Genomic DNA, 13529 nt, shown 5'->3' with positions numbered 1-13529 from the left:
TCCAACGTCGGGGCGTATTGCCGCCCCTGATTTCCCCGATTCCACTTGACCTTTGGGGGTCATCTCTGTTGAACCCACCGTGTCATTCCCTACACGAGGTGGCAGTCCCAAATGGACGACCAGAACAAGAATCTTATTCTCGCAATCGCACTCAGCAGCCTCGTGCTTCTTGGGTGGATGTTTTTTTTCCCACCCCCAGAGGTCGAACCGACACCGGAGGCCCTGGCAACAGAAACTGTGCCCGCGTCCGCAGGTGACACCGCAAGCAGCCCTGGCGCTGATGCGACCGGGGCTGTCACCAGCCAGACCAGCGAAGAGGCCAGTGCTTCTGATGCGCCACGGATCAAGATCGAATCTGATCGCATCACCGGCAGCATCTCGCTGCAGGGCGGTCGTATCGACGATCTGGCGCTGAAAGATTACCGCGTCACCAACGATGCCCCGGAAATCGTCCAGTTCCTGTCGCCTGTCGGCGAACAGGGTGCCTATTACGCTCTCTACGGCTGGGCTCCAGGCAGCGGTCTTACCGCTGACGATGTCCCCGGTGCCAATACCCTGTGGCACACCCCTGATGGCGCCCAGCTAACGCCAGACACGCCCGTGACCCTGACCTGGGACAACGGCAAGGGCCTGACATTCAGTCGCACCATCGCGGTGGACGAGAACTATATGTTCTCTGTCAGCCAGTCGGTCAGCAATGCCTCTGGCAGCAATGTCTCGCTTGCGCCCTATGGCACATTGGCCCGTCATGGCGAGCCTGAGGATATGAAGAACTTCTTCATCCTGCACGAAGGCCTTGTTGGCATGGCCGATGGCGAGCTGTCAGAGCTGGACTATTCCGATGTCGCCGATTTTGACATTGACCCGCGCGACGGGTCGCGCTCTGAGGTCAAGCAGGTGGAAGGCAACGGCTGGATCGGCTTTACCGATCACTACTGGATGTCGACGCTGATCCCGGAGCCGGGCCAGTCCTTCCGCTCGATTGCCAAATATGACGAGCGTCGCAATATCTATCAGACCGATATCGTGCTGCCCACCGTCACCCTGGCCGATGGCGCCAGCACCGAGGTTACCACCCAGCTGTTTTCCGGGGCCAAGGAATGGGCCACCATTCGGGCCTATGAAAAGGGCGGCATCGCCGGTTTCCTCGACAGTATCGACTGGGGCTGGTTCTTCTTCCTGACCAAACCGATCTTTGCAGTTCTGCACTGGCTGAATGGTCTGATTGGCAACATGGGCTGGGCGATCATCGCGCTGACCGTGCTGATCAAGATCCTGGTCTTCCCGCTGGCTTATAAATCCTACGCCTCCATGGCCAAGATGAAAGAGCTGCAGCCAGAAATGGAGAAGCTGAAAGAGCGCTCTGGCGATGATCGGCAAAAGCAACAGAAAGAGATCATGGAGCTGTACAAGCGGGAAAAAGTGAACCCCGCTGCCGGCTGTTTGCCGATCCTGATCCAGATCCCGATCTTCTTCTCGCTCTACAAGGTGATCTTTGTCACGCTGGAACTGCGCCATGCGCCGTTCTTTGGTCCCTTCCAGGATCTGAGCGCACCGGATCCCACCTCGATCATGAACCTTTACGGGCTACTGCCCTGGGCCGGGCCGGCACCCGAAAGCCTGCTAGCATTGGTCTTTATCGGTATTCTGCCGCTGCTCTTGGGTATCTCGATGTTCTTGCAGCAAAAGCTGAACCCGGCGCCTACGGATCCGACACAGCAAATGATCTTTGCCTGGATGCCTTGGGTCTTCATGTTCATGCTGGGGGGCTTTGCCTCGGGGCTGGTGGTATATTGGATTGCCAACAACACCATCACCTTTACCCAGCAGTATCTGATCATGCGCAGCCATGGCTACACGCCGGATGTGTTTGGCAATATCAAGGCCAGCGTCAAGCGAAAGCCAAAGGCCGAGAACAAATGACAGCAACTGTCAAACAAATGTGGCGGCACCCGATCAAAGGGGTCGGGGCCGAACCATTGACACAGGTCCGTCTGGAGACAGGCGGGCCTATGCCGTTGGACCGGGCTTGGGCTGTGCTGACCGGCACAGCCGAGGATACCGGCGCATGGCAGCACTGCCGCAATTTTGCCCGCGGCTGTTTCGGGCCCGAACTGATGGCGGTTACGGCTGAAACACAGGGGGCCCAGATTACGCTGCGCCACCCGAAACAGGGTGAGATCACCCTGAACCCTGCAACTGATGGCGCAAAACTGATCGATTGGCTGCAACCGATCTACCCGACCGATCGGCCGCAGCCGCACAGCCTGATTGCGGCCCCGGCGGGCGGCATGGCAGATGCCAGTTTTTCGGCGCTCTCGATTCTGTCGCTTAGCTCTCTGCGGGCGCTGGGGGAAACCCTGGGGCAGAGACTGGACCCGCGCCGGTTCCGTGGCAACCTGTGGATCGACGGCCCTGCCCCCTTTGAGGAATTTGACTGGGTTGGGCGCCAGTTGCAGATAGGTGAGGTGCGTCTGGAAGTGGTCGACCGCATCACCCGTTGTCGCGCGACCGAAACCAACCCGGACACAGGCAAGCGCGACGCCAACACGCTAAAGGCCCTGCGCGAGCACTGGGGCCACACCGATTTCGGCATTCGTGCCAAGGTGCTGTGCGATGGGAAAATCGCCCTCACCGATACCCTGGAGGTTCTCTGATGCAGATCCCATTCTCTCTCGCCGAAGAGCCAGATCCAATCGCCGCTGAAAAGGGCCGCAAACTGTTTGCCGGCGAATCGGAATTTGTCAAAGGCGTCGTTGCCATGTCGGGCCTGCCCGAGGCCGACCGTATGGAAGTCTGCTTTGCTGGGCGTTCCAATGTAGGCAAATCCAGCCTGATCAACGCGCTGACCGGCACCAAGGGGCTGGCGCGGGCTTCCAACACACCGGGCCGCACGCAGGAAATCAACTTCTTCACCCAGGGGCCGGACCTCTATCTCGTCGATCTGCCCGGCTATGGCTATGCCAATGCGCCGCTGGCAGTGGTGGAAAAGTGGCAGAAACTGCTGAAACGATATCTCAGCGGCCGCCAGACCCTGCGCCGCGCCTTTGTGCTGATTGACAGCCGCCATGGCGTCAAGGATGTCGATGAAGAGATCATGAGCCTGCTCGACAGTTCTGCCGTGACCTTTCAATGCGTGATGACCAAGGCCGACAAGGTCAAAGCCAAGGACCGCGAGAAGGTGATAGAACAGGTGCGCACTGCCCTGTCCCGCCACCCGGCAGCCTATCCTGAAATCGTGCTGACCTCGTCGGAAAAAGGCGATGGCATCGCCACGCTACGCTCTATCATCACGGGCCTTGAGTAGGTGCTATCGCGCCTGCTGCCCTATGTGATGCTGCTGGCAATCACTGCTGCCGGGTTGATCCCGGCGGGGTGGATGCCGGCGCATGCAGGTAACGGCAAGGTGCTTTTGGTCATCTGTACCACCGATGGGGTCGAGGAGCGCTGGGTTGATCTGGGCGACGACGCGCCGCAGCCTATCCCGGCTGACCAGATGGATGACCGCAGCTGTCCTTTTTCAGCCCTATCAACCCATGCCAACCTGCCGCAGAACACGCCGCTTGCGCTGGATCTGACACCCTCCCTTGGTGCCCGCTGGGCACATGAGAGCTTTACCCATTATTCTGCCGGGTTCCACTGGCGCTATGATGCACGCGGGCCGCCTGCCCTCTCCTGAACCTTCAAAACACCGACGTTTTATCGCAGCCAAGCCGGGCAGCCCCCGGCAATGGCACAGTTCAGATATGGAGAAATCCCATGGCAAACAGCCAACCGCATCCTGCGGGCCAATCGCGCTCGCTCACCGAAAAATTCTACTTTGCCGCCTGGCGCTGGCATTTTTACGCCGCGCTTTATGTCATCCCCTTCTTTGTGACCCTTGCCATCACCGGCCTGATGATGATGTTCATCACCCAGTTTGACGGACGGGATGGCGAAACCATCCAGGTCACCCAGGGAGAAACCGCCCTCAGCCTGACCGAGCAATCGCAACGGGTTCTCGCCGCCCAGCCCGGCACCATTGCCGAATGGATCGGACCAAAGGCGCCTGATCTTGCCGCTGTGTTCCGGGTCAAGACCGAAGAAGGCCAACGCCTGGTGGCCCTGAACCAATACACCGGAGAAGTGATCGAGATCTGGGACCGCCGCGCTGGCTGGTATGATTTCGCCGACAATATCCATTCGGACCTGCTGATCGGCACTGCTGGTGACCGGATGATCGAAATCGCAGCCGGGCTCGGCCTGGTGTTGATCTTCACCGGGCTTTACATCTGGTGGCCTCGCGGCAACGCCATGTCGGCCTTTGTGCCGGATCTGCGCGCCCGAGGCCGCGCCCTGTGGAAGAACCTGCATGCGGTCACCGGTTTCTGGATTTCGGCCATGCTGGTGATTTTTCTCATCTCGGGCCTGTCCTGGACCGGCATCTGGGGGGAGAAGATGATGCAAGCCTGGAGCACCTTTCCGGCTGAAAAATGGGACAATGTCCCCCTGTCCGATTCGATCCACGCCGATATGAACCACGGTGCCACCAATGACGTGCCCTGGGCGCTGGAGCAGACCCCGATGCCCGCATCAGGATCGCAGGCAGGCATCACCGGCATTCCCGATGGCACCGCGATCAATATCGACAGCCTGGTAACGCTCGGCCGCAGGCTGGGCATGGAGGGGCGCTTTCGCGTGGCATATCCCGGCGGTGACGGTGGCGTCTGGACCATCAACCGCGACAGCATGAGCAGCGATTCAGATGATCCCTTTGTCGATCGCACCATCCATATCGACCAATACACCGGCAAGATCCTCGCGGATGTGAAATACGAAGACTATTCCTGGGCCGGCAAGGCCATGGCCGTGGGCATTCCGTTTCACATGGGGCTTATGGGCACCTGGAGCTTTGTCCTCAACGTGGTTTTCTGCCTGTCGGTGATCTTTGTCGCACTGTCCGGTCTGGTGCTCTGGGTCAAGCGCCGCCCTTCCGGGGCGGGTCGTCTGGCCGCCCCGCCGGTGCCTGCTGAAATGCCCTTCTGGAAAGGTGCTGTTTTGATTGGTCTTTTCACCTCGATGGCCTTCCCGCTGGTCGGGGCAACGCTATTGGCCGTGCTGGCCTTTGATCTGCTGATCCTCAGCAATATCCCTGCGATGAAACGCGCCTTGAGCTGACCGGGCTGGCGTCGCCCTGCACCTTCACCAGGGGGCGGCGCCTGAGGTCATGGGGCCTGTTGCGTCCCTTGAGGCCCCATTGACCCAAAGCCCCCGCAGAGCCTGGAGAGCGCTGCGGGGGCGGTTTTTATTGGGGGGGGCGGCATTCCTGCTACCGTCAAACGTGCTGCGCGCCGTTCACCTCGATCTCGGCCCCCGAGATGTAAGAGCTTTCCTGCGAGCAGAGAAAGAAAATAGCCGCCGCCACTTCTTCGGGTTGGCCCAGACGCTGCATCGGCAGTTTTTCGACGATCTTATCGGTGCCCGGCGACAGGATCGCCGTCTCGACCTCTCCCGGTGCGATCGCATTGACCCGCACCCCGAGGGGGCCAAAGTCATGTGCCATCTCACGGGTCAACGCGGCCAGCGCCGCCTTGGATGTGGCATAGGCCGCCCCGGCAAAGGGATGCACCCGGCTGCCCGCGATGGATGTCACATTGACCACCGATCCCTTGGCCGCCGCCAATTCATCCTTCAGCCCGCGTGCCAGCACCACCGACGAAAAGAAATTGACGTGAAAAACCTTACCCCAGGTCATCAGGTCGGTGTCCAGGGTGTTCAAACGCGCGCCATCAGGGCCCTTGGGGGAAATGCCGGCGTTGTTGACCAGTGCATCCAGACGGCCGCCCAGACGCTCTTGAATGATGCCCACCGCGTTGATGGTATCGCTTGGGTCAGACAAGTCCAGCTGGACATGGTCTTCGCGACCGCCGCCCCAGGGGCATTCCTCGGGGAAGGGATGGCGCGAACAGGTCATCACGCGCCAGCCTTCGGCATTGAACCGGCGCACTGTGGCATGGCCGATACCCCGGCTCGCACCGGTCAGAAGCAAAGTCTTTTGGCCCATCACACACTATCCATCTATTTGAAGCCTCTGCCGACACTATCAGCGCGCGGCTGCACTGCAATCGCTATGTGGCACTTGGCAGCGACGCCGGAAGCGCGTAACACCAGATGCCAAAGGGACCCCGAGCCATGAAGAAACAAGACATGAACCGCGACTGGATTGCCACTGCCGAAACACTGTCAAGCGCCCTGCCCTATTTGCAGCGCTATGATGGTGCCATTGTTGTCATCAAGCTGGGTGGCCATGCCATGGGCAGCGACGAGGCGATGGAAACATTTGCCCGCGACATCGTGCTGATGCGCCAGGTTGGGGTCAATCCCGTCATCGTGCATGGCGGTGGCCCGATGATCAACGCCATGCTGGACAAGCTGCAGATCAAGTCCGATTTTGTCGATGGCAAGCGGGTCACCGATCAGGCCACCATGGAAGTGGTGGAAATGGTGCTCTCAGGTGTGGTCAACAAGCGCATTGTGCAAGCGATCAACGCGCAGGGTGGCCGGGCCGTGGGACTGTCTGGCAAAGACGCCAATCTGATCACCTGCGATCAGGCCGATGCCAAGCTGGGCTTTGTTGGCGCACCCGCAGATATGGACCCGCAGGTGCTGCACGACCTATTTGAAAAGGACATCATCCCGGTGATTGCCCCCATCGGGGCTGGTCGCACGGGTGAGACCTTCAATATCAATGGCGATACTGCGGCTGGCGCCATCTCCACTGCGCTCAATGCCGACCGGCTGCTGCTGCTCACTGATGTGTCCGGCGTCAAGGATGCCAGCGGCGAGGTTGTGACCGAATTGAAAGCTGCTGATGTGGAACGGCTGACTGCCGAAGGCGTCATTGCAGGGGGCATGATCCCCAAGACGGAAACCGCTCTGGCGGCCGTTCGTTCCGGTGTGCGCGCCTGTACCATCGTGGATGGCCGGGTCAAAAATGCGGTTCTGCTGGAACTTTTCACCGATCACGGCGCGGGTTCGATGATCCGCGCCTAGGCTCTGGCCCAATCTCGTCGATTTTACGCCCCAGATGTTCCAAGGATCTGGTATCATCCCCCCAGGCTAGCCACGCCCTTGGGGGGGACCATGACAGTACAATATTATGCCGAGGCCACTCGGATCGCGGCTCAGCCCTGCGCTGCCGCGCGCTCTCGGGCCCAGCGATATCTTCAGGTGGAACAGGTCGCGCAGGCGCAGGGGCTAGAGATCTACGGCGCCTTTCGACCTGCAGAGGCAGATCGGCCCGCCGTGGGCCTGTCGCTGGGTACGCTGGTTCTCTTGGGGACTGGCGGGCAATTCTGGCCACGTTTCACCAAGTCGTGCGAATATGCAGATGGTCAGCCTGATCCGATTGATCGCTGGTCGACCCGCATTGTCACGGCAATCGCCAGGGATCTGGGGGCAACGGCATATTTTCCATTTGGTGCGCCGCCCTATCAGCCCTTTGTCGCCTGGGCGCTGGCCTCGGGCCGTGCCTTCACATCACCGTCACAAATGCTGGTGCATGATCGCTATGGTATGCTGACATCATATCGCGGGGCTCTGCACTTTGATCAATCCTTTGACATACCCCCCCCTGTTTTGGCACAGTCTCCCTGCGCGACCTGTACATCCAAACCGTGTCTCACTTCCTGCCCTGCGCAGGCGCTGGTTGACGGCGGCCCCTATGATCTGGCGGCCTGTCACCACCACCTAGATAGCCCGGCCGGTACGCCCTGCATGACGCAGGGATGCCTTGCGCGTTGTGCGTGCCCTCTTAGCCAGCGGGCCGGAAGATGCTCTGACCAAACCGCCCATCACATGAGGTATTTTAACCCGTCATGACCCGAACCCTGATTCTGACCCGCCACGCCAAATCCGCCTGGGATACCAACTCCCCCAGCGACCATGCCCGCCCCCTGAACAACCGGGGCTACAGATCTGCCGCCGCCCTGGGCGACTGGCTGCGTCTGACAGGGCAAGGCCCCGATCAAATACTGTGCTCTTCAGCACAGCGGAGCCGCGAAACCCAGGCTCAGTTACAACTCGACACGCCAACCATGTTCATCGAGCGGCTCTATCATGCCAGCCCGGACATCATTTTTCAGGCGCTGCGCGAAGCCGAACACAACCGCGTCATGCTGATCAGCCACAACCCCGGCATCGCCGCCTTTGCCCATGCCATCGTCGCCACCCCCCCGGATCACAATCGCTTTGGCGACTATCCAACCGGGGCCACCTTGGTGGCGCGATTTGATATCGACAGCTGGGCAGATCTGAACTGGGGCACGGGCCGCGTGATGGATTTTGTCGTACCCCGCGAATTGCTGAGCGAACCGGTCGACGCATAGCGCGACATAGCGCCGCTCCAGCGCGGGAGGCTTGTGGCAAAGCGAATCTGCACTGCCTAGGATCAAGCCTCCGGTAGAATTTGGTTCGCCATCGCAAAACCGTACGTCCCTTGACAGGAGCCCAGCCCATGATGCACCGCCGTTCCGTATTACTCGCAGCTTTGTCCCTGCCCATTGCCAATCTACCAGCCATGGCTGCTGCCGAGCCGGATATACTGGTGATGAAATCCCCCACCTGCGGCTGCTGCAGCGCCTGGGTGACCCATCTGGACGCCGCCGACCTGGGCCAGATTGAAAGCCGCAACCTTCCGGACGAACGGCTCTGGGAGATAAAGGCGCGGCTGGGGATCACTGAAGCGCTGGCCTCTTGCCACACAGCACTGCTGCTGGGCCGCTATGTGATCGAAGGTCACGTCCCTGCCAGCGACATTCGCCGCCTGATGCAAGACCAGCCAGACGCGCTGGGACTGACGGTTCCGGGCATGCCAATTGGATCGCCCGGCATGGAAATGCAGGATCAGAAAGAAGCCTTTGACACCCTGCTGATCCATGCGGATGGCACCACCTCCGTCTATGCAACACATTCCTGATTGATCACAGATCTGGCCTGATCGCAGACAGCTCTGGGCGAAATAAGAAAGGCCGGGCACAGTGCCCGGCCTTTTTGTTTGCTATGCATTGCAGCCTTAGTGACCCAGGATCTGGCTCAGGAACAGCTGCGTGCGTTCGCTTTTGGGATTGTTGAAGAACTCTTCCGGTTCGTTCTGTTCCACAATCTGGCCCGCATCCATAAAGATCACCCGGTTCGCCACCTGACGGGCAAAACCCATCTCGTGGGTCACGCAGAGCATGGTCATCCCCTCTTCGGCCAGCTCGATCATGGTATCGAGCACCTCTTTGATCATCTCAGGGTCCAGCGCCGATGTGGGTTCATCAAACAGCATGATCCGCGGCATCATGCACAGGCTGCGCGCGATCGCCACTCGCTGCTGCTGCCCACCCGAAAGCTGGCCTGGATATTTATTGGCCTGATCGGGAATCTTGACCTTTTCCAGAAAGTGCATCGCCCGTTCTTCAGCTTCTTTTTTGGGGGTCTTACGCACCCAAATCGGAGCAAGCGTGCAGTTTTCCAGAATGGTCAGATGCGGGAACAGGTTGAAGTGCTGGAAACACATCCCCACTTCCGAACGGATTTTATCAATGTTCTTCAAGTCATTCGACAACAGTGTCCCATCCACTTCGATGGATCCCTGCTGGTGTTCCTCCAGCGCATTGATGCAGCGGATCAAGGTGGATTTGCCCGAACCTGAAGGCCCACAGATCACGATCCGCTCTCCCTGGTTGACCGTCAGGTTGATATCGCGCAGCACGTGAAACGACCCGTACCACTTGTTCATCTGGTTGATGGTGATCGCGATTTCATCGGAGACTTGCATTTGAGAAGTGTCAGCCATTGTCCGGCCTCCTTATCGATGACCAGTGGCGAGACGACGCTCGAGCCACTGAGAGTATTGAGAAATGCCGTAACAAACGACAAAGAAGAGAGCGGCTGCGAAACCCAGAAGTTCCCAGTAGACCCCATTCCATTCCGTCGAGGCCAGAACGGGACCGCGGATCATGCCAACCAGATCGAACATCGAAATGACCGAAACCAGCGTGGTATCCTTGAACAGGCCAACAGCAACGTTGACGATGCCCGGAATAGAGATCTTCAGCGCCTGCGGCAGGATGATCAGGCGCATCGCCTGTGGGTAGTCCAACCCCAGACTGTCGGCCGCCTCATACTGGCCCTTTGGAAGCGCTGCGAGCCCGCCGCGGATCACCTCGGCGATATAGGCCGCCGAGAAGAGCGTGATCATGATGACCACCCGCAGGAACAGATCCACCGTCGCATCCGGCGGGAAGAAGTAGGACAGCATCACCGAGGCCACGAACAGCAGCGTGATCAGCGGTACACCGCGCACGAATTCGATAAAGACCACGCAGATCCATTTGATCAGCGGCATAGAGGACTGACGCCCCAGTGCCAGAGCAATCCCCAGCGGCACCGACAACGACACGCAGGTCACGCCAAGCATCATGTTGAGCATGAAGCCACCCAAATCCCGCGAGGGCACCGCAGTCAGCATTGCCGTTTCCGAGGCATTCTCTGGGATCAGCATGCCACCGATCTTCCAGATCACCAGCGCCGAGACAATGGCGCCAAAGAACCCGGCGGCAAAGCTGCCTTTGCCCAGTTTCTGGAACACCACCGCAGCAGCAGCAAACCCAAGCATCGCCACAATCGGCACCATGATGGAACCGCCCCAGATCAGCCAGAAGGCCAGGAAGGGGTAAATCACGGTAAAGCCCAGCAGTTTGCGCGGCAGGTCAAAGAACAAGACTGGCGCCATGGCAAAGAACAACAAGATCAGCGCCAGGTTCGGGCGCCAGTATTCTTCTTCCGGGTATTTGAAGCCATAAAGCAACTGCTGCCAGCGTTCCGCCAGGACAGAGAAACAGGCCCCTGTTTTACCCTGCAGCACCTCGCGGCATTCCGCCAGTGACGAGGTCGTCCAGATACCGTTCAGGATCCAAGGCAGGGTACTGCTGAGAACCTTGTAGAGAACCGCAATCGCCACAAGGGTCAGGATGCCATTCGGGATATTCGAGAACAGGTTCTCGCGCACCCATTTATAAATCCCGGTTTCTCGCGCAGGTGGCGGCGATTCAGGGATAACGCTGGTCGCGACAAAAGCAATCGGATTGTTGTTTTTGTTGTCACTCATGGCTCAGCGCTCCTTCAGCTTAACGGAGGCATTATAGAGGTTCATCCCCATCGAGATCAGCAGCGAGGCCGTGAGGTAAAACAGCATCAGCAGCAGCACGCATTCGATCGCGCGCCCCGTCTGGTTCAAGGTGATCCCGCCCAGTGTCGCGGTGATATCAGCATATCCCACTGCAATCGCCAGCGAAGAGTTCTTGGTGATGTTCAAGAAGTTAGAGATCAACGGCGGGATGATCACCCGCAGCGCCTGCGGCAGCACCACCAGGTTCATGATCCGACCAGGACGCAGCCCCAAGGCAGCAGCTGCTTCTGTTTGTCCACTGGAAACCGCCTGGATGCCAGCACGCACGTTTTCCGCGATAAAGGCACCAGTATAGATCGACAGAGCAAACCACAGCGCAATCAAGGGCGCACCGATTTGAATGCCGCCGCGCAGGTTGAATCTGTTGGCGAGCGGATCTGGTGCATCCAGGCCGATTGGTTGCCCGAGAAGGAAAAAGATGATCACGGTGGGCAAAATGAGGATTGCCAGACTTGGCCAGCCCATCGGTAATAGCTTACCGGTATCATACAGCAGTTTCGTGGCATAACGACGATAGGCGAACATCGCAAAAATCGAGACGAAGAAAACAGCAACAACAATCATCGACCCGTCATTCCACACCGGCGCAGGTGCATAAATGCCCCGGTTGGTAAAGGCGAAGAGACCAAATACCAGCTCCCGCTCTGGATTCTCACCCAGATAGGCCCTCGCACCCGGCATCACGGCGGTCATGATGGTAAAAATGATGATGATCCAGATCAGCACCGGAATGTTGCGAAAGATCTCAACATAAACGGCCATCAGTTTGGACACCAACCAGTTGTTGGACAACCGCAGCACCCCGGCGATCACACCAAAGATCGTGGCGGTTATACAGGCCAGGACAGCAACCAGCAGGGTGTTGAGAATCCCGACAAGGGCGGCGCTTGCATGGCTTGACTGGCTATCATATTCGATCAGACGCTGGTTGATATCATAGCCCGAACGATCGCCGAGGAAATCGTAAGAGATATTCAGGCCAGCAGCCCGCAGATTCTGAATAAGATTGTTTCCCAGATACCAGATGGCCAGGGCAAGAACCAAGGCGGCTATCGCCTGGAAGGTCAGCGATCGATAGCGGGTATCGTTGACCAACATGGACAGTCGGAACTGTTCCTTTGGTGGGTCAGTGAGAGTTGACATGAATGAGAGATCCCCGTGGCTCATAGATCTATCCTTCGGCGGGGTTGGGTCCCTGCTCGCGTCAGATCTAAAGCGTTCTTTGAGTGGATAGTAACTGTAAGAAAAAGGGCGCAGGAAGCCCTGCGCCCTTTCCTAGTTGGATCTTAGCGGAAAGGAGGCGAATACAGCAGGCCGCCTTTGGTCCACTGTGCGTTCAACCCACGCGCCAGACCGATGGGGGTGGCTTCACCGATGTTGTTGGCAAAGACTTCACCGTAGTTACCACCAGCGGCAATTGCGTTCTTGGCCCAGTCAGCCGACAGACCAAGCATCTCGCCCAGGGTACCTTCGGTGCCCAGCAGACGGTTGATTTCAGGGTTGTTGGTGCCAGCGGCCATCTCAGCGAGATTCGCAGATGTCACACCCAGCTCTTCAGCAGAGATCAGTGCATTCAGGGTCCAGCGTACAACATCACCCCATTCGTGGTCGCCGTGACGGACCAGTGGGCCAAGAGGCTCTTTAGAGATGATTTCAGGCAGCAGCGCGTGCTCATCGGGTGCCTCAAAAGTGGCACGAGTGGCCGCCAGGCCGGATGCATCCGTGGTGTAAACGTCACAGGCACCTGCCAGGTACTGCTGCTGCGCTTCTGCGTTGGTTTCGATTGGAACCGGCTCGTAGCTGATGTTGTTGGACCGGAAGAAATCCGCCAGGTTCAGCTCGGTGGTGGTGCCGGTCTGAATGCAGACTGTGGCGCCATCAAGTTCTTTGGCCGAGGAAACGCCCAGCTCTTTCGGGACCATAAAGCCCTGACCGTCGTAGTAGTTCACGCCGGTGAATTCAAACTTCAGATCAACATCGCGCGAGAAAGTCCAGGTGGTGTTCCGGGCCAGCACGTCGATTTCGCCAGAGGCCAGCGCGGTGAAACGCGTCTTGCCGGTGGTTGGCACAAATTCAACAGCGGTCGCATCACCCAGTACAGCCGCAGCAACAGCGCGACAGAGGGCAACGTCAAAGCCTTCCCATTCGCCACTCGCATTTGGGGCAGCAAATCCGACCAGACCAGTGGTGACGCCGCAGTTCAGTTTGCCGCGTGCCTTCACGTCGTCCAGCGTGCCAGCAGCTGCTGCACCAGCAGACAGACCGGCAATGGTCAGCGCGCCCAAAATAACGGTATTTTTCATATTTACCTCTT

General features: G+C 58.7%; 14 protein-coding genes. 9 read left to right on the top strand and 5 right to left on the bottom strand.

From position 1 onward, the window contains the following. Positions 1-111 precede the first annotated feature (111 nt). The 5 genes from yidC to ACN0VH_RS10940 all read left to right on the top strand — a co-directional run bounded on the left by yidC (position 112) and on the right by ACN0VH_RS10940 (position 5157). Positions 112-1923 (top strand): membrane protein insertase YidC, encoded by a 1812-nt coding sequence (yidC, locus tag ACN0VH_RS10960; protein WP_417700608.1) that lies wholly within the window; start codon positions 112-114, stop codon positions 1921-1923. Further along, complete coding sequence (locus ACN0VH_RS10955; RefSeq protein ID WP_417700607.1) at positions 1920-2657, top strand: MOSC domain-containing protein; 738 nt, start codon at positions 1920-1922, stop codon at positions 2655-2657. The genes yidC and ACN0VH_RS10955 overlap by 4 nt, the downstream gene beginning before the upstream one ends. Then, positions 2657-3307 carry a ribosome biogenesis GTP-binding protein YihA/YsxC gene (yihA, locus tag ACN0VH_RS10950; protein ID WP_278923512.1) on the top strand — a complete coding sequence of 217 codons (651 nt, stop codon included), beginning with the start codon at positions 2657-2659 and terminating at the stop codon, positions 3305-3307. Before ACN0VH_RS10955 ends, yihA begins: the two co-directional genes overlap by 1 nt. Further along, positions 3308-3679: a DUF2946 family protein gene (locus ACN0VH_RS10945; RefSeq protein WP_417700606.1), complete on the top strand. Its 372-nt coding sequence runs from the start codon at positions 3308-3310 to the stop codon at positions 3677-3679. An 80-nt stretch (positions 3680-3759) separates the two neighbouring features. Then, positions 3760-5157, top strand: a complete 1398-nt coding sequence (locus ACN0VH_RS10940; RefSeq protein WP_417700605.1) for a PepSY-associated TM helix domain-containing protein — start codon at positions 3760-3762, stop codon at positions 5155-5157. Positions 5158-5314: 157 nt separating this feature from the next. On the opposite strand, the gene ACN0VH_RS10935 is transcribed toward ACN0VH_RS10940, so the two are convergent. After that, positions 5315-6043 carry an SDR family NAD(P)-dependent oxidoreductase gene (locus ACN0VH_RS10935; RefSeq protein WP_278923515.1) on the bottom strand — a complete coding sequence of 243 codons (729 nt, stop codon included), beginning with the start codon at positions 6041-6043 and terminating at the stop codon, positions 5315-5317. Between the two features lie 128 nt (positions 6044-6171). Between ACN0VH_RS10935 and argB the strand changes: the two genes are divergently transcribed. The 4 genes from argB to ACN0VH_RS10915 all read left to right on the top strand — a co-directional run bounded on the left by argB (position 6172) and on the right by ACN0VH_RS10915 (position 8956). Then, positions 6172-7032 (top strand): acetylglutamate kinase, encoded by an 861-nt coding sequence (argB, locus tag ACN0VH_RS10930; RefSeq protein WP_417700604.1) that lies wholly within the window; start codon positions 6172-6174, stop codon positions 7030-7032. Between the two features lie 90 nt (positions 7033-7122). Beyond that, positions 7123-7860 carry a ferredoxin gene (locus ACN0VH_RS10925; RefSeq protein WP_417700603.1) on the top strand — a complete coding sequence of 246 codons (738 nt, stop codon included), beginning with the start codon at positions 7123-7125 and terminating at the stop codon, positions 7858-7860. After that, complete coding sequence (locus ACN0VH_RS10920; protein ID WP_278923518.1) at positions 7857-8366, top strand: SixA phosphatase family protein; 510 nt, start codon at positions 7857-7859, stop codon at positions 8364-8366. Before ACN0VH_RS10925 ends, ACN0VH_RS10920 begins: the two co-directional genes overlap by 4 nt. Before the next feature lie 131 nt (positions 8367-8497). Continuing rightward, on the top strand, positions 8498-8956 hold the full coding sequence (locus ACN0VH_RS10915; RefSeq protein ID WP_278923549.1) for a DUF411 domain-containing protein: 459 nt from the start codon (positions 8498-8500) through the stop codon (positions 8954-8956). 96 nt (positions 8957-9052) lie between these two features. Here the strand turns inward: ACN0VH_RS10915 and ACN0VH_RS10910 are convergent, their stop codons facing one another. The 4 genes from ACN0VH_RS10910 to ACN0VH_RS10895 form a co-directional block, all read right to left on the bottom strand. After that, positions 9053-9802 (bottom strand): amino acid ABC transporter ATP-binding protein, encoded by a 750-nt coding sequence (locus ACN0VH_RS10910; RefSeq protein WP_417700779.1) that lies wholly within the window; start codon positions 9800-9802, stop codon positions 9053-9055. A 30-nt stretch (positions 9803-9832) separates the two neighbouring features. Next, on the bottom strand, positions 9833-11134 hold the full coding sequence (locus ACN0VH_RS10905; protein WP_278923520.1) for an amino acid ABC transporter permease: 1302 nt from the start codon (positions 11132-11134) through the stop codon (positions 9833-9835). Between the two features lie 3 nt (positions 11135-11137). Next, entirely contained in the window at positions 11138-12358 is a 1221-nt protein-coding gene (locus ACN0VH_RS10900; protein WP_278923521.1) for an amino acid ABC transporter permease, read from the bottom strand. Positions 12359-12501: 143 nt separating this feature from the next. Then, positions 12502-13518: an amino acid ABC transporter substrate-binding protein gene (locus ACN0VH_RS10895; protein WP_278923522.1), complete on the bottom strand. Its 1017-nt coding sequence runs from the start codon at positions 13516-13518 to the stop codon at positions 12502-12504. Positions 13519-13529: the final 11 nt, after the last annotated feature.

The sequence above is a fragment of the Pseudophaeobacter sp. genome (assembly GCF_048267565.1).
Classification (GTDB): domain Bacteria; phylum Pseudomonadota; class Alphaproteobacteria; order Rhodobacterales; family Rhodobacteraceae; genus Pseudophaeobacter; species Pseudophaeobacter profundi.
The sequence above is the reverse complement of the archived record's forward strand: the minus strand, read 5'-3'. Positions and strand labels throughout refer to the sequence as shown.

What these genes read in the sequence shown, in the direction of transcription:
- ACN0VH_RS10935 (WP_278923515.1), bottom strand. Translation starts at nt 6,043, where the DNA reads ATGGGCCAAAAGACTTTGCTTCTGACCGGTGCGAGCCGGGGTATCGGC.
- yihA (WP_278923512.1), top strand. Translation starts at nt 2,657, where the DNA reads ATGCAGATCCCATTCTCTCTCGCCGAAGAGCCAGATCCAATCGCCGCT.
- ACN0VH_RS10920 (WP_278923518.1), top strand. Translation starts at nt 7,857, where the DNA reads ATGACCCGAACCCTGATTCTGACCCGCCACGCCAAATCCGCCTGGGAT.
- ACN0VH_RS10895 (WP_278923522.1), bottom strand. Translation starts at nt 13,518, where the DNA reads ATGAAAAATACCGTTATTTTGGGCGCGCTGACCATTGCCGGTCTGTCT.
- argB (WP_417700604.1), top strand. Translation starts at nt 6,172, where the DNA reads ATGAAGAAACAAGACATGAACCGCGACTGGATTGCCACTGCCGAAACA.
- ACN0VH_RS10915 (WP_278923549.1), top strand. Translation starts at nt 8,498, where the DNA reads ATGCACCGCCGTTCCGTATTACTCGCAGCTTTGTCCCTGCCCATTGCC.
- ACN0VH_RS10940 (WP_417700605.1), top strand. Translation starts at nt 3,760, where the DNA reads ATGGCAAACAGCCAACCGCATCCTGCGGGCCAATCGCGCTCGCTCACC.
- ACN0VH_RS10955 (WP_417700607.1), top strand. Translation starts at nt 1,920, where the DNA reads ATGACAGCAACTGTCAAACAAATGTGGCGGCACCCGATCAAAGGGGTC.
- ACN0VH_RS10925 (WP_417700603.1), top strand. Translation starts at nt 7,123, where the DNA reads ATGACAGTACAATATTATGCCGAGGCCACTCGGATCGCGGCTCAGCCC.
- ACN0VH_RS10910 (WP_417700779.1), bottom strand. Translation starts at nt 9,802, where the DNA reads ATGCAAGTCTCCGATGAAATCGCGATCACCATCAACCAGATGAACAAG.
- ACN0VH_RS10900 (WP_278923521.1), bottom strand. Translation starts at nt 12,358, where the DNA reads ATGTCAACTCTCACTGACCCACCAAAGGAACAGTTCCGACTGTCCATG.
- ACN0VH_RS10905 (WP_278923520.1), bottom strand. Translation starts at nt 11,134, where the DNA reads ATGAGTGACAACAAAAACAACAATCCGATTGCTTTTGTCGCGACCAGC.
- yidC (WP_417700608.1), top strand. Translation starts at nt 112, where the DNA reads ATGGACGACCAGAACAAGAATCTTATTCTCGCAATCGCACTCAGCAGC.